The 19558-nt window shown below is 73.3% G+C and carries 19 protein-coding genes; 8 read left to right on the top strand and 11 right to left on the bottom strand.

The features are described from left to right. Positions 1-94: 94 nt before the first annotated feature. Together IW256_RS10650 and IW256_RS42150 are read left to right on the top strand one after the other, a co-directional pair. A complete protein-coding gene (locus IW256_RS10650) occupies positions 95-931 on the top strand; it encodes a DUF3097 domain-containing protein (protein WP_307828829.1) in 837 nt (278 codons plus the stop codon). 84 nt (positions 932-1015) lie between these two features. Next, positions 1016-1711, top strand: a complete 696-nt coding sequence (locus IW256_RS42150; RefSeq protein WP_197010804.1) for a DUF4870 domain-containing protein — start codon at positions 1016-1018, stop codon at positions 1709-1711. A gap of 24 nt (positions 1712-1735) precedes the next feature. On the opposite strand, the gene hemW is transcribed toward IW256_RS42150, so the two are convergent. Both hemW and IW256_RS10635 read right to left on the bottom strand, forming a co-directional pair. Continuing rightward, entirely contained in the window at positions 1736-2944 is a 1209-nt protein-coding gene (hemW, locus tag IW256_RS10640; protein ID WP_197010803.1) for a radical SAM family heme chaperone HemW, read from the bottom strand. 128 nt (positions 2945-3072) lie between these two features. After that, entirely contained in the window at positions 3073-3549 is a 477-nt protein-coding gene (locus IW256_RS10635; protein WP_197010802.1) for a hypothetical protein, read from the bottom strand. A 237-nt stretch (positions 3550-3786) separates the two neighbouring features. Between IW256_RS10635 and IW256_RS10630 the strand changes: the two genes are divergently transcribed. The 3 genes from IW256_RS10630 (at position 3787) to IW256_RS10620 (ending at position 6873) form a co-directional block, all read left to right on the top strand. Beyond that, positions 3787-4680 (top strand): hypothetical protein, encoded by an 894-nt coding sequence (locus tag IW256_RS10630; protein ID WP_197010801.1) that lies wholly within the window; start codon positions 3787-3789, stop codon positions 4678-4680. Positions 4681-4899: 219 nt separating this feature from the next. Beyond that, the gene (locus tag IW256_RS10625; RefSeq protein WP_197010800.1) at positions 4900-6309 is read left to right on the top strand and encodes a hypothetical protein; all 1410 of its coding nucleotides are present in this window, start codon (positions 4900-4902) and stop codon (positions 6307-6309) included. A gap of 132 nt (positions 6310-6441) precedes the next feature. Then, the gene (locus IW256_RS10620; RefSeq protein ID WP_197010799.1) at positions 6442-6873 is read left to right on the top strand and encodes a DUF4870 domain-containing protein; all 432 of its coding nucleotides are present in this window, start codon (positions 6442-6444) and stop codon (positions 6871-6873) included. On the opposite strand, the gene IW256_RS10615 is transcribed toward IW256_RS10620, so the two are convergent. Together IW256_RS10615 and lepA are read right to left on the bottom strand one after the other, a co-directional pair. Beyond that, on the bottom strand, positions 6860-7792 hold the full coding sequence (locus tag IW256_RS10615) for a Uma2 family endonuclease (protein WP_197010798.1): 933 nt from the start codon (positions 7790-7792) through the stop codon (positions 6860-6862). The two genes, IW256_RS10620 and IW256_RS10615, sit on opposite strands and share 14 nt — an antisense overlap. 89 nt (positions 7793-7881) lie before the next feature. Beyond that, complete coding sequence (lepA, locus tag IW256_RS10610; RefSeq protein ID WP_197010797.1) at positions 7882-9729, bottom strand: translation elongation factor 4; 1848 nt, start codon at positions 9727-9729, stop codon at positions 7882-7884. 250 nt (positions 9730-9979) lie between these two features. Here lepA and rpsT point away from each other — a divergent pair, with 250 nt between their 5' ends. From rpsT to IW256_RS10595, 3 genes are all read left to right on the top strand, one after another. Next, on the top strand, positions 9980-10249 hold the full coding sequence (gene rpsT / locus IW256_RS10605; RefSeq protein ID WP_197010796.1) for a 30S ribosomal protein S20: 270 nt from the start codon (positions 9980-9982) through the stop codon (positions 10247-10249). Positions 10250-10325: 76 nt separating this feature from the next. Continuing rightward, positions 10326-10871, top strand: a complete 546-nt coding sequence (locus IW256_RS10600) for an RNA 2'-phosphotransferase (RefSeq protein WP_197010795.1) — start codon at positions 10326-10328, stop codon at positions 10869-10871. 14 nt (positions 10872-10885) lie between these two features. Continuing rightward, positions 10886-11317 carry an SRPBCC family protein gene (locus tag IW256_RS10595; protein ID WP_197010794.1) on the top strand — a complete coding sequence of 144 codons (432 nt, stop codon included), beginning with the start codon at positions 10886-10888 and terminating at the stop codon, positions 11315-11317. A gap of 86 nt (positions 11318-11403) precedes the next feature. Here the strand turns inward: IW256_RS10595 and holA are convergent, their stop codons facing one another. The 7 genes from holA to hutI form a co-directional block, all read right to left on the bottom strand. Beyond that, positions 11404-12363: a DNA polymerase III subunit delta gene (holA, locus tag IW256_RS10590; protein WP_307828828.1), complete on the bottom strand. Its 960-nt coding sequence runs from the start codon at positions 12361-12363 to the stop codon at positions 11404-11406. Continuing rightward, positions 12339-12491 carry a hypothetical protein gene (locus IW256_RS41000; RefSeq protein WP_231403733.1) on the bottom strand — a complete coding sequence of 51 codons (153 nt, stop codon included), beginning with the start codon at positions 12489-12491 and terminating at the stop codon, positions 12339-12341. Before IW256_RS41000 ends, holA begins: the two co-directional genes overlap by 25 nt. Further along, positions 12488-13051 (bottom strand): DUF6939 family protein, encoded by a 564-nt coding sequence (locus IW256_RS10585; protein WP_197010792.1) that lies wholly within the window; start codon positions 13049-13051, stop codon positions 12488-12490. The genes IW256_RS41000 and IW256_RS10585 overlap by 4 nt, the downstream gene beginning before the upstream one ends. 289 nt (positions 13052-13340) lie before the next feature. Further along, on the bottom strand, positions 13341-15866 hold the full coding sequence (locus IW256_RS10580) for a ComEC/Rec2 family competence protein (protein WP_307828827.1): 2526 nt from the start codon (positions 15864-15866) through the stop codon (positions 13341-13343). Next, positions 15863-16717: a ComEA family DNA-binding protein gene (locus IW256_RS10575; RefSeq protein WP_197010791.1), complete on the bottom strand. Its 855-nt coding sequence runs from the start codon at positions 16715-16717 to the stop codon at positions 15863-15865. Before IW256_RS10575 ends, IW256_RS10580 begins: the two co-directional genes overlap by 4 nt. Before the next feature lie 65 nt (positions 16718-16782). Continuing rightward, positions 16783-17628 (bottom strand): DegV family protein, encoded by an 846-nt coding sequence (locus IW256_RS10570; RefSeq protein ID WP_197010790.1) that lies wholly within the window; start codon positions 17626-17628, stop codon positions 16783-16785. A gap of 62 nt (positions 17629-17690) precedes the next feature. Beyond that, positions 17691-18905 (bottom strand): imidazolonepropionase, encoded by a 1215-nt coding sequence (hutI, locus tag IW256_RS10565; RefSeq protein WP_197010789.1) that lies wholly within the window; start codon positions 18903-18905, stop codon positions 17691-17693. Between the last annotated feature and the right edge of the window lie 653 nt (positions 18906-19558).

The following is a 19558-nucleotide window of genomic DNA, read 5'->3' as shown; positions in this document are numbered from 1 at the left end:
ACTGGCACTCCATACTTACGAGTGCCAAGTGTACGACCAGGCGGGCCCGTTGCGGAGGTGCCGGACCACCTCGGGCTCGTTAGAGTGCCCAAGCGTGCGAAGCAAGGACTATGGCGACGACGTCCTGTCGGGCGGCCGGCGGCGCCCCCGCGAGGGCACCGTCCCCGAGATCGCGGCCGAGACCGGCCTGGTGGCGGAGGATCCCGACAGCGGTTTCTGCGGCGCGGTGGTCGCCTGCGACCGGCTCGGCGTGACGCTGGAGGACCGGTTCGGCAAGCGGCGCGTGTTCCCGCTCACCAAGGCAGGTTTCCTGATCGACGGGCGCCCGGTGACGCTCGTCCGGCCGCCCGCCCAGGGCCCGGGAGGCGCCGCGGGGCGCCCGGCCCGTTCCGCCTCGGGGTCGATCGCGGTACGCGGCCTGCGCGCCCGGGTGGCCAAGGAGAGCCGCATCTACGTGGAGGGCGTCCACGACGCCGAGCTGGTCGAGAAGATCTGGGGTCACGACCTGCGCGTCGAGGGCGTCGTCGTGGAGTACCTGGAGGGCGTCGACGACCTCCCGGCCATCGTCGCCGAGTTCGAGCCCGGCCCCGGCCGCCGCCTGGGGGTGCTCGTCGACCATCTCGTGGAGGGCTCCAAGGAGAGCCGCATCGCCGCCCGGGTGACCTCGCCGCACGTCCTCGTCACCGGCCACCCGTTCATCGACGTCTGGGAGGCGGTGAAGCCGTCGGCGGTGGGAATTCCCGCGTGGCCGCGCGTGCCTCGCGGCGTACCCTGGAAGGAGGGTGTGCTCAGCGCACTCGGCTGGGGGGACGACGTGCGTGCCGGATGGGAACGGATCCTCGGATCGGTCACCAGCTTCACCGACCTCGAACCCGCTCTCCTCGGCCGGGTCGAGGAGCTCATCGACTTCGTCACCGTCCATCCCGACTGACCGCCGCCCCTCCGAGCCCGTTCCCCGCACTCTCCAGCCCCGCGCCCGCCTATCGCCGCCGGAAGCGACCCGAAGGAGCAAGCGATGACATACGGGCCCCCAGAACAGCAGCCGGGCCACGGGCAGGAACAGCCCGGTCATGGGCAGCAGCCTGGTCATGGGCAGCAGCCCGGGTACGAGCAGGCCCCCGGGTACGGACAGCCGGGCGGCCATGGGCAGCCGGGGTACGGGCAGCCCGGCTACGAACAGCCTGGGCACGGGCAGCCCGGCTACGAACAGCCTGGCTACGAACAGCCTGGCTACGGGCAGCCCGGGTACGGACAGCCCGGGTACGACCCCGCCTATGGCCAGCCTCCCGGCTACGGGCAGGCTCCGGGCTACGGGCAGGCTCCGGGATACGGCGGCCAGATGCAGCCGTACGCGGGATACGGGTACGGCTACGGGCAGACGACCGCGGACGAGCGGACGTGGGCGCTGCTCTGCCACCTCGGGCAGTTCCTGCTGGGCTTCCTCTCCCCGCTGCTGGTCTACCTGATCAAGAAGGACGAGTCGGCCTTCCTGCGCCATCACGGCGCCCAGGGGCTCAACTTCGCGATCGCGCAGACGGTCTACCTGATGATCAACGTCGTGCTGAGCGTGATCACTTTCGGGATCTGGCTCATCCCCACGTTCGCGCTGGGAGTGGCGCAGCTGGTCTACCTGGTCATGGCGGCCATCGCCGGCAACAGGGGTGAGTGGTACCGGTTCCCGGCCTTCATGGCCTGGCCCATGATCAAGTGAGACCTTCGGCCGGAAGGACCGCGGTCAGGTGAGATCGCGGACGACGGCGTCGGCGAGCAGCCGGCCGCGCCGGGTGAGCACCGCCCGGCCCCGTTCGTAGGGCCCGGGCTCGACCAGCCCGTCCGCGATCGCCCGCCGTACCGCCGCCCCGTCCAGCAGCCCGGCCGGGCAGCCCTCGGCCAGCCGCAGCTCCAGCATGATCCGCTCGATCCGCCGGTCCTCCTCGGCCAGGACCTCGCGGGCGTGGGCGGGCGTGACCTTCTCGGCCAGCCGGGCGGCGTAGGCGGCGGGATGCTTGACGTTCCACCAGCGGGTGCCGCCGACGTGGCTGTGCGCTCCCGGCCCGACGCCCCACCAGTCCGCCCCCGTCCAGTAGAGGAGGTTGTGACGGCAGGCGGCCTCGGGGCTCGCGGCCCAGTTGGAGATCTCGTACCAGTGCAGGCCGTGGCCGCTGAGCAGCTCGTCCGCCAGGAGGTAGCGGTCGGCCATCGCGTCGTCGTCCGGTGGGGCCAGTTCCCCCCTGCGGACCCGCGCGGCGAGCCGGGTGCCGTCCTCGACGATCAGCGCGTACGCCGACACGTGGTCGGGGCCAGCCGCCAGCGCCGCCTCCAGGGACGCCCTCCAGTCGTCGTCGGTCTCCCCGGGGGTCCCGTAGATCAGGTCGAGGTTGATGTGGTCGAAGCCCGCCCGGCGCGTCCAGTCCACCACCTGCGGCACCCGTCCCGGGGTGTGGGTGCGGTCCAGGACGGCCAGCACGTGCTCGCGCGCGCTCTGCATGCCGAACGACACGCGCGTGAAGCCGGCCTCCCGCAGCAGCCCGAGGTACCGCTCGTCCACCGACTCGGGATTGGCCTCCGTGGTGATCTCCGCGCCCGGCGCGAGCCCGAACTCGGCGTCGACGGCCTCCAGAATGCGTCCCAGGTCGCCGGGCGGCAGCAACGTGGGGGTGCCCCCTCCGACGAACACCGTCTCCACGGGCAGGGCGGCGTCGCCGAGCACTCGCCGGGCCAGCCGCACCTCTTCGATGGCGGTCTCGGCGTACGAGCCGCGGCTCGCTCCCGGCCCCAGTTCGGCGGCGGTGTAGGTGTTGAAGTCGCAGTACCCGCAGCGCGTGACGCAGAAGGGCACGTGCACGTAGAACGCGAACGGCCGGGTCCCCAGCCCGTCCAGGGCACTGAGGGGGAGCGCGCCGTCGGCGGGCACGGGATCGCCATCGGGAAGGGTCGCGGGCACCCTCCAAGTCTGCCGTGCTCCCGCCCCTGCTCCGACCGCCCGCCCCGGTCCGACCGCCCGCCCCGGTCCGCGCGACCCGCCAGGCCAGCCTGGCCGCTCCCGGCCCGCTCCCGGTCCGCCCGCCCCGGCTATGTCCTCGAACGCGGTGGATTCGGGGAGGCCGCCGCGGACTCGGCGAGCTTGTCCCGGAGCCAGCCGGGGATGTGCTCGGCGGAACGCGGGAAGCGTTCGAGGTCGAGGGCGTAGGCGGACGGCGTCAGCGGGGGCGTGAAATCGGGCTCGCCGTCGTAGTCGAACTCGGCGTGGAACCCGCCGCCCCGCTCGACCTCCAGCCGCGCGGTGAACCAGGCGCCCTTGCCGTGCCGGTACATCACCCGGCGCAGCTCGTCCATCTTGCCGACGGCCTGGCCGGGCGGCATCGCCGCGCGGGCCTCGCCGGCCGCATTCACCACCTGGAACGAGGCGCTGTCGATGCCCACGGTCGCCCGGAACTCGAACCCGAGCCGTTCCCATCCGAGCGGGGCGGCCGACCGCAGCGCACGGACGGCGCCGTCCACCGCCTCCCGCTCCTCGAGAGAACGCGGAACCTGCTCGGAGTGGGTCACGGGCGAACCTCCGGAACCTCGGCGACCACTGCCCTCTGACCGTACCCACCCGGCGGCGCAGGCCAAGCAACGGCGGCCGTGTCGCGACGAATCAGCTGTTCAATGCCCCTTTTCGAGGGGGACGATCAGGGACTTTCGCCTTCGAGTCCCCCTTTCCGGAGCGATGTCGCCGTTTCCCGCCCCGGCCCCTTCCCCGCCCACCGCGGGGCGCCCGCCCATCCGGATAGGGTCATCCGGATGGATGGTCAGGGGGCGGTCAAATACGGGCGGGTGCCCACGCGGGTGCTGCTGTGCGGCGAACCGGACGGATGGCACTACACCGTCATCGACCAGCACGGCGGCGAGGAGCGCGTCCCCCTCGGCGGTCCCGGTGCCCGCTGGCGGCCGCCGGGACGGCTCCCGCGGGACCCCGAGCCCCCGTGGTGGCGGCACCGGCTGGCCGAGACGGCCGACGCGCTGCGCGACGCCGTCGCGCGGGCGCTGACCGACCGGGCCTTCCTCGAACTGGGCGCGGAGGCGCGGATCGCGTGGTTCGCGGTACGGGAACCGACCTCCTGGGAGGGGCTCGTCACCCTCGGCGACCCCGATCCGGCGCGTTTCCCAGGGAAGGTCCCCCCGTTCGGCGTGACGCTGGAGCCCGGACGCGGCGCGCTGCTGCCCGACGCGCACCTGTTGTTCTCCACGCTCGCCGCCGACGCGTGGGCGACCCTCTCCGCCGTGTCGGAACGGTGCGGCACCCCCGCGCCGAAGGCGTCCTTCCTGTGCGGATGGAGCGGGCACCGCAGCGTCCGGATCGGCCGGGGAGAGCTGGCCGTCTCCGTGCAGCGGGAGGACGACGGCACGGAGCGGATCGGGGAGATCCACGCCTCGCGCGGCGACGGCTGGGGCGGCAACCCCGAGCTGCGGCTCCGCCTGGACGGGATCGACCTGCTGGACGAACCGTCCGGCGACGTCGTCGCGCTCTTCCGTGATCTCGGCCACGAGGTCGTCGCCCGGGGCCGCCACGGCTTCCGGATGCCGGAGCTGAGCCTGATGCTCTACCGGTCCGGGCCTGGCCCCGGCCGGGCGGACGGCGGGCCGGGGCCAGGCGGGCCGGACGAGCGGTTCACTGGCGTCTCGCTGAGCCGGTAGGCCGCATGGCACGACACCGGATCCGCCCCTGACCGCCCGCGTCCGCCGCGCCCCCCAGCCGCGCTCCGGCCGCGCCCCCGTTCGCTGCCCCCCCGCCGCGCCCCGGCCGCGCCCCCGTTCACTGCCCGTGTTCACTGCCCGTGTTCTCCACGGACTCGACACCCACGGGGAACCCGTTCGTCACCGGAACGCGATCCAGGCTCTCTAGGTTCGCCGTCCATGCGAGCCCGTGTGCGCAACACCGCCCTCGCCCTCACTCTGGGCGGCGTACCCCTGCTCACCTTCTCCCCGGCCCCCGCCCTCGCCTCGGAACCGGGCACCCTCGTCGTCGAACGGGACGGCCCGGCCCGTTCCCTCGCCTTCACCGCCGCCCGGGACGGCGAGGCGGTCATCGGGTTCACCGCCGCCGCGCCCGGGGTCTCCTGGGCCCGTGCGGGGGCGGAGTCCGCCGTCCTGTCGGTCGAGCTGGACGGGCGGCACGTGACCGACCTCGTCGTCCCCGGGGCCGACCCGACGCCGCGCAGCCTGGGGCTGGGCCCCGTACGGCAGGGCGAGCACCGGGTGACGCTCAGGTTCCTCGGAGCCAGCGCCCCCGCCGCGCGGCGCGTCATCCTCGAAGGGCCGGCCGTGCGCGTGCCCGAGGCCGACCAGGTCGCGCTGCGGCACGCCCCCATCGTGGTGGGCCGGACCGGGTGGCCGCTGGGCGACCCGTACCAGAACGCCCGGACCGACACCCCGCTCATCGCCTGGCACGAGTCACGTCCCGCCGCCGCACCCGGCCACCGCGTCCTGGAGTACTCGGTGGTGTGGAGCCACGAGGACGGCGGCACCGACGGGCCCGCGCTGATGGCCCGGTGGGGGCGGACGACCGACGTCGAATGGGTGTACCGGGTCGAGGTCGACGCGACCGGCCGGAGGGTCGACGGCACCGGCGTGTACCAGGGGCCGCAGCACCTGACCCTCAAGTTCCGCGGACGGTACGAGGGCGACCACCCCCTCCTGCAGACCTGCACCTCCAACAACAACATGTGCGACGTCATCTCCCCCGGCGCGCCCCTGCGGTTCCTGCCGGACGCCTCCGGAACGCGGCCCGCCGACCGCGCCCGCGAGGTCGTCATGGACCGCGAGCCCTGGACGTACCGGATCATGGCCCAGGAGATGCTCCGCGAGGGCCGGATCGAGCGGCCGTCCGACCCCGCCACCCGGGCGGTCGGCGACCCGCGCGCCTACCTGTTCGCCGAGCTGGCCAAGCGGACCGGCGCCCCGGCCACCGGCTGGGGTTCGGCTCCCGGGGTGTCGCTCGGAGTGCGGCTGAAGGACGACCCGTCCCGCCTCTACCGGTCCGACCACGGGGAACGGACCTGGTCGATCGAGCGGGACGGTCCCGCCGCCACCACGGTCGAGCTGCCGCGCGGCACCACGGCCGGCGACATCGCGAGCATCGAGGCCGTCCGGCAGCCCGTCGGCCTCGGCGACAACGGCGCGCCCGCCACGGTCACCGCGATCCACCGCGGCTTCTTCCTCGACCGCAGCTACCTGCCACGGCCTTCGGCCGTCCGGTGGAACGGATCGGTCACCCTGACGCCGCAGGCCCCGACTGCGGTGCTCTGGACCAGCCCGTCCCCCTGACGGCGCGGGTCCCGCGTTCGGGAGATCCGAACACGGGACGATGACCGAGCGGAACCAGCGAACTCCGGGCGCGTCCAAGGAGTCGTACACTTCGCACTCGGATTTCCCGCGGACTCGGAGAGGACACCCGCCATGGCCTACGGGCCTCCCCCCTCGCCCGGCTACGGTCACCAAGCCGGCTGGCAGCAGCCGCCCATGGGCAACGCCCCGATGCCGGGGCACCACGGCCCGGTGAGTCACGACGACAAGACCTGGGCGCTCATGGCCTACCTCGGCCAGTTCCTGGTCGGCGCGATCGCGCCCGTCGTCGTCTTCTTCGGCAAGGGACGGTCCGGCTTCGTCCGTCGCCATGCCGCGCAGGGCCTCAACATGGGCATCGCCGCGATGGCCGTGTGGTTCGCCGGGGGCCTGCTCTCGCTGGTCGTGGAGGCGTTCATCTGGGTGCCGCTCGCCTTCACCGCCGCCGTCATGTTCTACCTGGTGTACGCGGCCAGGGCGGCCAACCGGGGCGAGTTCCGGAAGGTGCCGCCCGTCGTCGCCTGGCCGCTGCTCAAGGCACGCTGACCTCCGCCCCGTCCCGGCGGGCACCCGCGCCTCCGGCCGCCCCCTCGCCTCCTCCTGCGTCCCCGGCGGGCTCGGCGAGCCCGGTCGGCTCGGCGTTCCCGGTGGGCCGGGCGGTTCGGGCCACCTCGGCCGCCTCGGCCGGCTCGGAGGCGTCCCGGCGACGGCCCCGCGAGTCCGGGGACGGGCCGGGCAGCACGGTCATCGTGCCGGGCTCGCCGGGCGGCTGGTCGAGCCGCACGACGCGGCCCGGATAGGCCCGCTCGGCGATCTCGACGTCGCGCTCGTCCCAGGCTCCGTAGAACACCGGGCAGCCGTCCCACAACTCGACCTTCTCCGCGCCGGTCGGCCAGCGCCGGCCGAAGGCGTCGAACAGGATCGGCTCCTCGCTGCCGGGCAGATCGGGACCGGCCCTGCGCGGCTCGACCGGATCGTGCACGTGGATCATCCTCCAGGGGTCCGTCCGGCGGGGCAGCCGGCGGAAGATCTGGTCAGGGGCGAGCTCGATCGCGAACGGCCTGGTCAGCGTGCAGGACCGGCCCCAGATCACGCGGGCCTCCTCGGCGTACCGGCCGTCATCGCTCAGTTCGTACACCAGCAGCTCGGGGTGGTCGCCCTTCACGTCCACCACCCAGTACGACGGCACGCCGAAACGCTCGTACAGGTCCTTCTTCGAGCCGAGATCGGTGCCGCGGGAGACGTCCGAGGTCACCTCGACGGCCAGCAGGGGCGGCCCCTGCACCGAGGACGGGGACGGCCCGGCCTGGTCCGCGCCGAACACCATCAGGTCGGAACGGAGCCAGGTGCCGTCGTCGAGCCGCGCACCGGCACCCGTCGCCGACCTCTGCCCCGCCGTCTCCGCCAGCGCGACGGGGACCACCAGGCCGGCGACGAGGACCTGGTGCAGCAACGTGTGACTCACGACGCCCAGTGTCCTCGCGCGGACGGTGCGTCACCGTCACTTTGCCAAGTCGAGAACAACGCCGGCGCGCCCGCGGGCGGCCCGGCCGCCTACTTCTTGCCCTTGTCCCCCGCGGGCGCCTCACCAGTGGAGAGCGCGGCGACGAAGGCCTCCTGCGGGACGTCGACCCGGCCGATCGTCTTCATCCGCTTCTTGCCCTCCTTCTGCCTCTCCAGCAGCTTGCGCTTACGGGAGATGTCGCCGCCGTAGCACTTGGCGAGGACGTCCTTGCGGATGGCGCGGATGTTCTCCCGGGCGATGATGCGGGCGCCGATCGCGGCCTGGATCGGCACCTCGTACTGCTGCCGGGGAATGAGCTCCTTGAGCTTGGCGGTCATCATCAGGCCGTACTCGCGGGACTTCTCGCGGTGCACGATCTGGCTGAAGGCGTCCACCGACTCGCCCTGCAGCAGGATGTCCACCTTGACCAGGTCGGACTCCTGCTCGCCGCTCGGCTCGTAGTCGAGCGAGGCGTAGCCGCGGGTCCGGGACTTCAGCTGGTCGAAGAAGTCGAAGATGATCTCGGCGAGGGGCAGCGTGTAGCGGATCTCGACCCGGTCCTCCGACAGGTAGTCCATGCCCAGCAGCACCCCGCGGCGCCCCTGGCACAGCTCCATGATCGCGCCGATGTGCTCGCTCGGGGAGAGCAGGGTCGCCTTGACGACCGGCTCGTGCACGCTGCCGATCTTGCCTTCGGGGAACTCGCTGGGGTTGGTCACCGTGTGCTCGGTGCCGTCCTCCATGACCACCCGGTAGACCACGTTCGGCGCGGTGGAGATCAGCGACAGGCCGAACTCGCGCTCCAGCCGTTCCCGGACGATCTCCATGTGCAGCAGCCCGAGGAACCCGCAGCGGAAGCCGAAGCCGAGCGCCGCCGAGGTCTCCGGCTCGTAGACCAGCGCGGCGTCGTTCAGCCGCAGCTTGTCCAGCGCGTCACGCAGCTCCGGGTACTGGTCGCCGTCCATGGGGTAGAGGCCGGAGAACACCATCGGCTTGGGGTCCTGATAGCCGCCCAGGGACTCCGGGGCCTGCCGGGACGCCCCGGTCACGGTGTCGCCCACCCGGGCCTGCCGGACGTCCTTCACGCCGGTGATCAGGTAGCCGACCTCGCCGACGCCCAGCCCGGCCACCGGCTTGGGCTCGGGGGAGATCACCCCGACCTCGAGGGTCTCGTGCGCCGCGCCGGTGGACATCATCAGGCTCTTCTCCCGACGGGAGAGATGGCCGTCCATGATCCGGACGTAGGTCACCACGCCGCGGTAGGTGTCGTACACCGAGTCGAAGATCAGCGCCCGCGCCGGGCCGTCGGGGTCGCCGACCGGGGCCGGGACGGTCTCGACGATGCGGTTGAGCAGCTCCGGCACGCCCTCGCCGGTCTTGCCCGAGACCCGCAGCACGTCCGACGGGTCGCAGCCGATGATCCCGGCCAGCTCCTCGGCGTACTTCTCCGGCTGCGCCGCGGGCAGGTCGATCTTGTTCAGCACCGGGATCAGGTGCAGGTCGGCCTCGATCGCCAGGTAGAGGTTGGCCAGCGTCTGCGCCTCGATCCCCTGGGCCGCGTCCACCAGCAGCACCGCCCCCTCGCACGCGGCCAGCGACCGGGACACCTCGTAGGAGAAGTCCACGTGCCCGGGCGTGTCGATGAGGTTGAGGACGTAGTCGGTGCCGTCGCTCCCGGTCCACGGGAGCCGGACCGCCTGGCTCTTGATCGTGATGCCGCGCTCGCGCTCGATGTCCATGCGGTCGAGGTACTGCGCGCGCATCTGGCGCTCCTCGACGACCCCCGTGAGCTGCAGCATCCGGTCGGCGAGCGTCGACTTGCCATGGTCGATGTGCGCGATGATGCAGAAGTTGCGGATGATCGCGGGGTCGGTCTTGTTGGGCTCTGGCGCTGGCACCGGGGTCCGTTCGCAAACTCACTGGTGGACAGGGATATGGCGGATCTTGCCGTATCCCATGGTCCCATGCCGTGCCGGATGCTCCGAACGCTCCCGCGTTTTGGATGGGCCCTCATGATTGGTAAGCTGTGCGACTGCGTGTGGCGTACCGTCGTGCCTCGGGGCACCGTCGCCCCGTCTATCGAACGTTGGAGCCTGCCGCCCGCTGCGCGGCAGGCGAGGATCGCAACCAAGGCTGAGGCACTACGACGTGGCTAACATCAAGTCCCAGATCAAGCGCAACAAGCAGAACGAGAAGGCTCGCCTGCGCAACAAGGCCGTCAAGTCGGAGCTGAAGACGGCGATCCGCAAGTTCCGCGAGGCCGCCGACTCCGGCAACCGCGACGAGGCGGTCGCCGCCCAGCGCAACGCCGCCCGCAAGCTCGACAAGGCCGTGAGCAAGGGCGTCATCCACAAGAACCAGGCCGCCAACCGCAAGTCGGCGATCGCCAAGCGCGCCGCCGACCTGCAGGCCGAGTAAGTTCTTCGCGACCGAGCCGCGGACCCCCTGGGGGGAACCGCGGCTTTGTCGTGCCCGGACCCCTAAACTGATCTTCATGGACGAGCGTCGTCTGGTGAAGATCTCCAAATATCTCTCCAAGCATCTGCGGCACCGCCCCGAGCGGCTCGGCCTGGTCCTCGACGAGGCCGGCTGGGTCGACGTCGACCGGCTCCTGCGGGCCGCCGCCGCGCACGCCTTCCCGATCACCCGGGACGAGCTCGACCATGTCGTGGCGAACAACGACAAGCGGCGGTTCGCGTTCGACGACACCGGGACCCGGATCCGCGCGAGCCAGGGCCATTCGATCGACGTCGACCTCGGCCTGCCCCTCACGCCGCCCCCGCCCGTCCTCTACCACGGCACCGTGGCGTCCGCCCTGCCCACGATCCGCGGCGAGGGCCTGAAGCCGATGGACCGCCACGCCGTCCACCTCTCCCCCGACCGGGAGACGGCCACCCGCGTCGGCGCCCGCCGTGGCCGCCCGGTCGTCCTCACCGTGGACGCCGCCGCCATGGCCGCCGCCGGGCACGGTTTCCAGGTCAGCGACAACGGCGTCTGGCTCGTCGACGCCGTCCCCCCACGCTTCCTCACTCTTCCCTGAAAAGGCGGCCTGACATGCGCTTCGAGATCAGCCTCGACATCGACGCCTCACCCGAGACCGTCTGGGCCCACCTCATCGACATCGAGCGCTGGCCGGAGACCACGGCGTCGGTGACCCGGGTCGAACGCCTCGACGACGGCCCCTTCGGCATGGGCTCCAGGGCACGCATGCAGCAGCCGAGGATGCCGGCCGCGATCTGGACCGTCACCGGGTTCGACCCGGGGAGATCGTTCACCTGGGAGTCCCGTACCCCCGGCGTCGTGACGACCGGAGGCCACTTCCTCGACCCGGGCGGCGACACCGTCTCCCTGCGCCTGACCCTCGATCAGAAGGGCCCCGCCGCCCCGCTGGTCTCACTCCTGTACGGCAGGCTCACCCGCCGCTACGTGACCATGGAGGCCGAGGGCCTCAAACTCCGGTGCGAAACCCACCGGTCCGAAACCTGACCCCCGTCGGAGAGCCCGCCTCGGCACGAGCGCACCGTCCCTGAACGGAGGTCGCTCAAAGAGGCCGGGGCGCCCATGGCCGCCGCTCAACTCCCCTGGCGAGCCGCCACGATGTCGGCGACCGTCTTCTCCAGCGCGTACGCCGGATCCGCCGCGCCCCCCTTGACCTGAGCGTCGGCCTCCGCCACGGCGGTCAGCGCCCGGGCCACGCCCTCCCCCGACCAGCCCCGCAGCTGCCGCTGCACGCGTTCGATCTTCCACGGCGGCATGCCGAGTTCCTTGGCCAGCCCGGCCCCCCGCGCGCCGCGGGGGGCCCCGCCGACCTTCGCCAGGCCCCGTACGCCCTGCGCCAGCGCGCTGACGATCAGCACCGGCGCCACCCCCGTCGCCAGCGCCCACCGGAGCTGTTCCAGCGCCTCGGCGAGCCGGCCCTCGATCGCCTTGTCGGCCACGGTGAACCCGCTGACCTCGGCCCGTCCCCGGTAGTACCGGGCGACCGCCGCGTCGTCGATCCTGCCGCCGGTGTCGGCCACGAGCTGGCTGCACGCCCCGGCCAGCTCCCGCAGGTCATTGCCCACCGCGTCGAGCAGGTTCCGGGCGCCGTCCGGAGAGATCTTCCCCCCGGCGCGCCGGATCTCCGACCGCACGAAGTCGATCCGTTCGCCCATCTTGGTGATCTTCGGGCAGGACACCTTCCGCGCCCCCGCCTTGCCCAGGCCGTCCACGAACGCCTTGCCCTTGGCCCCGCCATGGTGGACGGCCACCAGCGCCACGTCCTCCGCGGGCCTCTTCACGTACGCCAGCACCTCGGCGCTCAGGTCCTTGCCCAGATCCTGGGCCGAACGCAGCACCAGCACCTTCCCGCCGCCGAACAGCGAGGGCGAGGTCAGCTCGGCCAGCCGCCCGGGCTCCAGCCCTCCCGGCCCCAGGTCGATCACCTCGGTGTCGGGGTCCTCGGCCTTCGCCGCGGCGACGACGTCACCGATCGCCCGCTCCACGAGCAGTTCTTCGTCGCCCACGATCAGGGTGATGGCATCAGCTGGCACACCAGCAGCATGCCACGCCCCGCCCCCTGCTCGTGCCCGGCCCGGGCGAGCCTCCATGCCCGCTCGACCGCCCTCGCGTACGCCACGCGGCGGTGCCGTTCCGCGAGCCCACCGACGCGCCTCGTCACCGGCCCTCCTCCTCCGGCCACCGCCCCTCGACGTAGAGGCGGATGAGCGCGGCATGGGAGAGCGGGGTGGCGAGATCGTCGACGTCGCCGTTGGTGGTGTAGTCCAGGAGGAGGACGTCGCCGTCGCCGGAAAGTCCGCGTAGCCGTTCCACGAGGTCACGGGTCCTGTTCTCCAGCGCCCAGCGATAGGTGGGCAGGTAGATGCGACGTCGCGCCGTCCGGTAGTCCAGCAGCCGGTCCCCGTGCAGGCCGTCGCGGTGACCCCGCACAGGTCCGTGTTTGCGCACGGTCCGTTTGAGCCCTTTCATCGTCCGGACGCCGAGCTTGGCGGCGTCGACATCGGCGGACTCGAAGACCTTGAGGGCCTGCCAGACTCCCTCGACCGACTGGCCGGTGACGCCCGGAGTCGACGGGACGGGAATGCCGCCGTGCGGATAGAACGGGCTCAGCCTCACCCACGGCTCATCCGCCTTGGAGGTCACGTCGATGACCAGGGCACCAGGGAATTCTCTGGCGAGCGAGGCCGCCGCACGACGGCGGCCGGCAACTTGAATCGGCATGACGGCACCTTCCTCTCAGAGAAGGCGCCAGTCTTCCCGACCCGACCGACAAGACATCGGCCTTCGCCCGCCTGCCGGCCGGTCCTCGGCCATCCCGCGGTGATCTCCCTAGGGCCTCGGCCATCCCGCGGTGGGCGCCTTAGGGCCTCGGGTTCTACGTGGGTGCCGGTCGTACAGGCCGAAAACAACGAATACTCCTGATCTGCGTTGACCTGGAATTCCGGCCTGTTCGGTGATCAGTCCCGCCATCGTTTCGTACCGGCTTCGCCTCCTTGATCTGGCTGAGCGTTCAGCGGCGGGTGACCACCGCGAGGCCGGTTCCCGTACGGACCACGGCGATGTCACCGCTGTGGTCGGTGCGGTGGACGCGGGTGCCCTGGCGCCGGAGCAGGTCCAGGGTGGCGGGCGAGGGGTGTCCGTAGTCGTTCTCCTTTCCGACCGAGATGATCGAGATGGCGGGTCCGGCCGCGGTGAAGAAGGCCGGGGCCTGGCGGGGGGATCCGTGGTGGGGCACCTTGAGGACCTGGACGGGGGGCACGGCGGGGGTCAGCGAGCGCTGGGCGTCGGGCTCGATGTCACCGCTGAGGAGGGCGCTGAACCCGGGGCTGCGCGCCACGAGCACGATGCTGGCGTTGTTGGCGGCGGTCCCCTCGCCGGACTCGGACACGCGCAGTGTGTGCGCGGGTGGGCCCAGGACCGCCAGGGTGAGGTCGCCGATGGTCCAGTTCTGGCCCGCCGAGGCCGGGCGGGTGGCGAGGTCGCCGGTGTACCGCGCCTCGCGGCCGGAGCTCGACGGGCTGATCAGGACCATGCCGACCGTACGGCCCCGGCGGACTCCGGAGGTGCCGCCGATGTGATCGGCGTGAGGGTGGGTGAGGACGAGCAACGGGACGTGCCGCACGCCGAGGCGTTCCAGGCATCCGTCCATCAGGCGCGGATCGGGTCCGGTGTCGACCACGACGCCGCCGCCCCGGCCGGACGCGAGCACCAGTGCGTCGCCCTGCCCGACGTCGCAGGCCACCATCACCCATCCGGGCGGGGGCCATCCAGGGGCCGTCATCCGCAGGCCGATGACGGCGAGCAGGACGCCCGTCATGGCCGCGGCGGCGAGCAACCGCAGGCGGCGGCTGCGCAGGATCAGCACGGCCACCGCGGCGGCCACGATCAGGCCGGCCGCTCCCAGGCCCCCGCCCCGCCACGGAACGGTCGCGTACGGCAGGTCGGCCGCGGTACGGGCGATGCCCGTGATCCAGCCCACCGCGAGCCCGGCCGGCCATACCAGCAGGCGGGCCGCGGGCAGCGCGACCAGCGCGACCACGGCGGCGAGGGCGCCGAGCAGCGTGGCCGGGGCGACCGCCGGTGCCGCCAGCAGGTTGGCGGCGACCGCGACCACGCCCACCTCCCCCGACAGCATGACCAGGACGGGCGCCACCGCGACCTGGGCCGCCGCGGCGACGGCGAGGGCGTCGGCCAGAGGGCCTGGCATCCGGCGGTGAAGCCGGTCGCGCCACGCGGGCGCCAGGACCAGCAGGCCGGCGGTGGCCAGTACGGACAGCGTGAACCCGTAGGAGCGGGCCAGCGCGGGATCGAGGAGGACGAGGACGAGCACGGCCGCTCCGAGCGCGGGCAGCCCTTGGCGGCTCCGGCCGGTGACCAGTGCCAGCAGGCCGACCAGCCCCATCACGGTGGCGCGCAGGACGCTGGGCTCGGGACGCGCGACCAGGACGAACGCCAGCACGGCCAGGACGGCGATCGGCGGGGCGCGCAGCCGTCCCAGCCCGGCGAGGCGGCAGAGCCCCAGCACGGCCCCGATGATGATCGCCAGGTTGGCTCCGGAGACGACCAGGAGATGGGCCAGGCCCGCGTCGCGAAAGTCCTCCGCGAGTCCGGGATCGATTCGCGAGGTGTCACCGACGACCATGCCGGGAAGCACCCCCCGCTGGTCGGGCGGGAGCCGTTCGGTCGCCTGGCGCAGCCGCGCCCGTACCCGCTCGGCGGCCCGCTGCACGGCCGACGGCCCGCCCAGCGGGGTCGGCGGCCCCCGGACGAACACCACGGCGGCCAGCAGCTCGGCCCGGCGGGGCGGGGCGAACCGCCCGTTCAGCCGCACCCGCTGGCTCGGCAGCAGGCCGAGCCAGCCGCGGTCGCCCGCCACCAGGAGGACGGGCACCCTCACCCGGACGCGGGCGCCGCGGAGGAGGACCGCTTCGATCCTGGCCCGCGCCAGGATCATCTGCCGTCCGGGTCTGGCGCTGACCTGGGGGTCCGCTGTGAGCACGGCCTCGACGACCGCGCGCTCGTGGTCCCGCGCGATCTCGCTGACCGGCCCGGACGCCAGTGCCGAGGACCGCAGCCCGACGGCGGCGGAGGAGGCCGCAACGCAGGCCAGCATCACCCCCAGCGTCAGGCGGGCCGGGGGCGCCAGGCCGGCCCGGCGGGGCCGATCTGGCCACGGCCCCGCCCCTGCCCGGTCGCCTTCCATTCCCCCGTGCGGGCGATGGCGCTGGGTGAGACGGCGGATCCGGGCGCGTCCCCGCCGGGACGCGCGGGCCGGTGCCCCTGGCACGCGGCCTCGGAGGCGCCCGAGGGCCGGCGGGCGGCGGCCTGCCGCCGGGCGGCGGCCTGCCGCCGGGGCGCCGTGCCCGGTGACCGCCCGGCGGCATAGCAGGAGGGTCGTGGCGACCAGTGCGGCCAGGGCCGAGACGGTGTACGCGGCGGATGGGGGCGCGCCGATGGTGAGCGCCGCCGTCAGCCAGGTCGCCAGTGCCGGGACGACCAGGCGCAGGTCATGGCCCGCGCGCCGGGCCGGCGTCACACCCGCACCATCGCTCTGAGGTCGGCGAACCTGCGGGCGCCGATGCCGGACACCTCCTGAAGCTGCTCCACGGAACGGAAGCCGCCGTGCCGGGTGCGGTGGTCGACGATGCGCTGCGCGAGCACCGGGCCGACCCCGGGCAGGCCGTCCAGCTGCTCGGCGGTCGCGGTGTTGAGATCCAGTGGTGCCCCGCCGCCTCCGGGGCCGGAGGGCACGGGCGCCGGGGAGCCGGCGGGGGCAGGGGCGGTGGCGCGCACGCCCACGGCTATCTGCTCGCCGTCGATCACCTTGCGGGCCAGGTTGAGATCCCCGGTGCCGGCGCCGGGCCGGGCGCCGCCGGCCGCCTTGATCGCGTCGGCCACCCGTGCCCCGCCGGGGAGCGAGACCACCCCGGGGCGCCTGACCTTGCCGTGCACGTGGACGACGACCGCGGCGCCCTGGGACGTCGCGGCGGGGGCCGCCGGGGGCTGGAGGGAGGGACGTCCGGCCGGCTCCGGAACGGCCTGGGGCCGGGGCCGAGCCGTCCACAGATACCCGCCGGCGACCAGGGCGGCCACCAGTCCCAGAACGATCAGGACGCGCGCCCCGGGCAGGCCCGGGTCCACTCGCCGGTGGCCGAAGACGCCGCGCTCCCTGACCTCCTCGTCCGGCGGGTCGGGGAGGGCGCGTAAGCGGGCGGCGGGCGGGGCGTCGTCCGGTGAACGGGCCGCGGGGGACGTGCTCCCCCGCGACCGTTCCTCCGGGCCCGCGTCCGGAGGTGGATGCGCCCGGCCCGTCTCCGCGCGGGCGGGGCGCGGGTGGGTGAGGAGCTCGCGCAGGCGGTCGATGTCGCCGTGGTCGGGACGCTTCATGCCTTCGACGCTAGGGAGCGGCCCGGCGGGTCGGCGGAGGTTCCCGGAGTTGTGGATAACTCCGCTCAGAGGCGGGGGGCCACCACCACGCCGAGCATGCCCGGGCCGACGTGGGCGCCGATGACGGGGCCGACCTCGCCCACGTGGACGTCGGCCACGCGGGGGATCCGTTCGCGGAGGTGCTGGGCGAGGGTCTGGGCGCGGGCGTGGGCGGCCAGGTGCTGGACGCCCAGGTCGACGGGTCGGTCGCGGGCCTCGGCCACGGCGAGATCCTCCAGCCGGGCCAGGGCCCGGGAGGAGGTGCGGACCTTCTCGATCGGGACGATCCTGCCGCCCTCGATGCCCAGCAGGGGCTTGACCATGAGGGCGGAGCCCAGCAGGGTGGCCGCCGCGCCGATGCGGCCGCCGCGGCGGAGGTGTTCGAGGGTGTCGACGTAGAAGAGGGAGCGGGACAGTTCCGCGCGGCGTTCGGCGGCGGCGGCGACCTCGGGGGCCGCGGCGCCGCGCAGGGCGGCCGCCGCGGCGGAGAGGGCGGCGAAGCCCAGGCCCAGGCCGATGGTGCCGGTGTCGACGATGTGGACGGGGACGGGGGCGTCCTCGGCGGCGAGCCGGGCCGCCTCGGCGGTGCCGGACATGGCGGCGGACAGGTGGACCGAGACGACGGCGCCCGCGCCCGCGCCGGCCGCGGCCTTGAACGCGTGCGCGAAGCGTTCGGGCGCGGGGCGGGACGTGGTGACGGGGCGCCAGTCCTTCAACGCCAGGGCCGCCTCGGCGGTGGTGGTCTCATCCTCGTCCCGGACGTCGCCGCCGATCGCGAGGCGCAGCGGGACCACCGTGATCCGGTGCCGTTCGGCCAGGCCGGACGGGAGGTAGGCGGTGGAGTCGGTGACGATCGCGACCTCGCTTCCCATGCCAGGAGGTTACTCCCGGGGGCGGGCGGCGGGGTGACGGCCGTGTGTCGCCGTGTAACGTCTCAGGGCTGGACCGGCATGCCGCCGCGCCACACGCGCAGGGCGCGCAGGCCGAACGCCCACGCGAACGCGCCCTCGTGGTCGGCGTCCCACAGCACGATGTCGGCCAGCATTCCCGGGGCGAGGGAACCCCGGTCGCCGACGCGCAGGGCGGACGCGCCGCCGAGCGTGGCGGCGCGCAGGGCCTCGGTGACGCTGAGGCCGAACATGGCGACCGCCAGCCCGATCACCAGCGGCATCGAGGTGATGCCGCACTGGCCGGGGTTGTGGTCGGTGCCGAGGGCGACGGTCACGCCGCGGTCGAGCATGGCCCGCACCGGGGCGGGAGGGCGGGCGCTGTTGAGCGCGCTGCCGGGGCAGACGGTCGCGGTGACCCCGGCGTGGGCGAGCGCCTTGATGTCGTCGTCGTTGGCCTGGGTGAGCAGGTCGGCGGAGGCGCAGCCGACCTCGGCGGCGACCTGGGCGGCGCCGACGCGCTCGTTGGCGCAGGCGTGCATGCGCGCCTTGAGCCCGGCGCGCTTGCCGGTGAGCAGGAGGGCCCGCGCCTCCTCGGCGGTGAAGTGGCCCTCGTCGCAGTAGACGTCGATGCTGTCGGCGCCGGCGACGGCGGCGTCGCCGGCCCACTGCCGGACGGCCTCGATGTAGTCGCGGCGGCGGCCGAAGAACTCGGGCGGGAGGATGTGCGCGGCCAGGAACGTGGCGTGGATCCGGGGCATGGCGGGCTCGCCCTCCAGCGAGCGCAGCATCCGGATGTCGGCCAGCTCGCCGTCGCGGGTGAGGTGGTAGCCGGTCTTGGCCTCGACGGTGGTGGTGCCCGCGAGGATCCACTGGCGCAGCCGCTCGCGGACGCCGTTGCACAGCGTCCAGGGGTCGGTGCCGCGGGTGACGGTCACGGTGGAGTTGACACCGCCGCCGGCCGCCGCGATGGCCGAGTGGGAGGAGCCGCTGGTGCGCATCGCCAGCTCGGCCCAACGGTTGCCCGCGTAGACCGGGTGCGCGTGGGCGTCGATCAGCCCCGGCGTGACCAGGCCGCCGCCGAGGTTCTCCACGTGGTCCACGTCGACGATGTCGTCGATGACCCCCGGCACGCTCTGGGGCAGGTCGGAGGCGGGGCCGGCCCACACGATGCGGTCGTCGTGGATCAGGACGGCGGCGTTGCTGCAGACGTCGGTGCCCGTCCAGAGCCTGCCGATGTTCGTCAACAGCCGTACCGTCATGGCGTCACCTGCCCTGGAGGGTCAGGGCGCCGTGCGACGCCGCGGGGGACGTCATGGGCCCGGGCGCCACGCGGGGCGCCGGGGCGTGAGGGGCGGGAACGGTGAACGGGGAACGGGCCGCCCGGTGCGGGAGCGTGCCGGGCGCTCTCCCGCCGAGGTGCGGACCTGCCATGGCGTGGCGGCGTGGGCCACCTGTCGTGGAACCCGAGTACGGATCTGCCATGGAGTGGGCCACCTGCTCTCGTTCCGGAATGCCGACTGGGTGCCGGCGATTCACCAGTGGAGGGTCGGGTGATCGGATGATCACCAGGAGCAACGAGACCGGAGATATCGGTTTCGTCACGGTAGTGCACTAGAGGCCCGGCGGACAACCTCTGTTCGGCGAACGCGGCCAGCGCGGGAATGGTTCCCGGGGAGCGGATGGCGGCAGACAGGGTCGGCCGAGCGTTCACGCAGGTCACCGAAGTCCGGCAACCGGACAATGGTCGCACAATACCAAATAACCCATGGACCATCCGGCCATCGCGCCTCACCGCCCTCGCCCCACCCTGGTCCTATGACCGTACGGATTCCAGGGGCGACGTCAAGCGGAACGCAGAAGCTGTCACCGTTCGGCGACCACCATTCGGCATTTCACGTCTCTCCTTACCCGT

This window comes from Actinomadura viridis (genome assembly GCF_015751755.1).
GTDB lineage: Bacteria > Actinomycetota > Actinomycetes > Streptosporangiales > Streptosporangiaceae > Spirillospora > Spirillospora viridis.
The sequence above is the reverse complement of the archived record's forward strand: the minus strand, read 5'-3'. Positions and strand labels throughout refer to the sequence as shown.

Coding starts and splice junctions, on each gene's coding strand:
- IW256_RS42150 (WP_197010804.1), top strand. CDS start 1,016: ATGACATACGGGCCCCCAGAACAGCAGCCGGGCCACGGGCAGGAACAG.
- IW256_RS10630 (WP_197010801.1), top strand. CDS start 3,787: ATGGATGGTCAGGGGGCGGTCAAATACGGGCGGGTGCCCACGCGGGTG.
- IW256_RS10625 (WP_197010800.1), top strand. CDS start 4,900: ATGCGAGCCCGTGTGCGCAACACCGCCCTCGCCCTCACTCTGGGCGGC.
- IW256_RS10620 (WP_197010799.1), top strand. CDS start 6,442: ATGGCCTACGGGCCTCCCCCCTCGCCCGGCTACGGTCACCAAGCCGGC.
- IW256_RS10600 (WP_197010795.1), top strand. CDS start 10,326: ATGGACGAGCGTCGTCTGGTGAAGATCTCCAAATATCTCTCCAAGCAT.
- IW256_RS10595 (WP_197010794.1), top strand. CDS start 10,886: ATGCGCTTCGAGATCAGCCTCGACATCGACGCCTCACCCGAGACCGTC.
- IW256_RS10585 (WP_197010792.1), bottom strand. CDS start 13,051: ATGCCGATTCAAGTTGCCGGCCGCCGTCGTGCGGCGGCCTCGCTCGCC.
- IW256_RS10575 (WP_197010791.1), bottom strand. CDS start 16,717: ATGAAGCGTCCCGACCACGGCGACATCGACCGCCTGCGCGAGCTCCTC.
- IW256_RS10570 (WP_197010790.1), bottom strand. CDS start 17,628: ATGGGAAGCGAGGTCGCGATCGTCACCGACTCCACCGCCTACCTCCCG.
- hutI (WP_197010789.1), bottom strand. CDS start 18,905: ATGACGGTACGGCTGTTGACGAACATCGGCAGGCTCTGGACGGGCACC.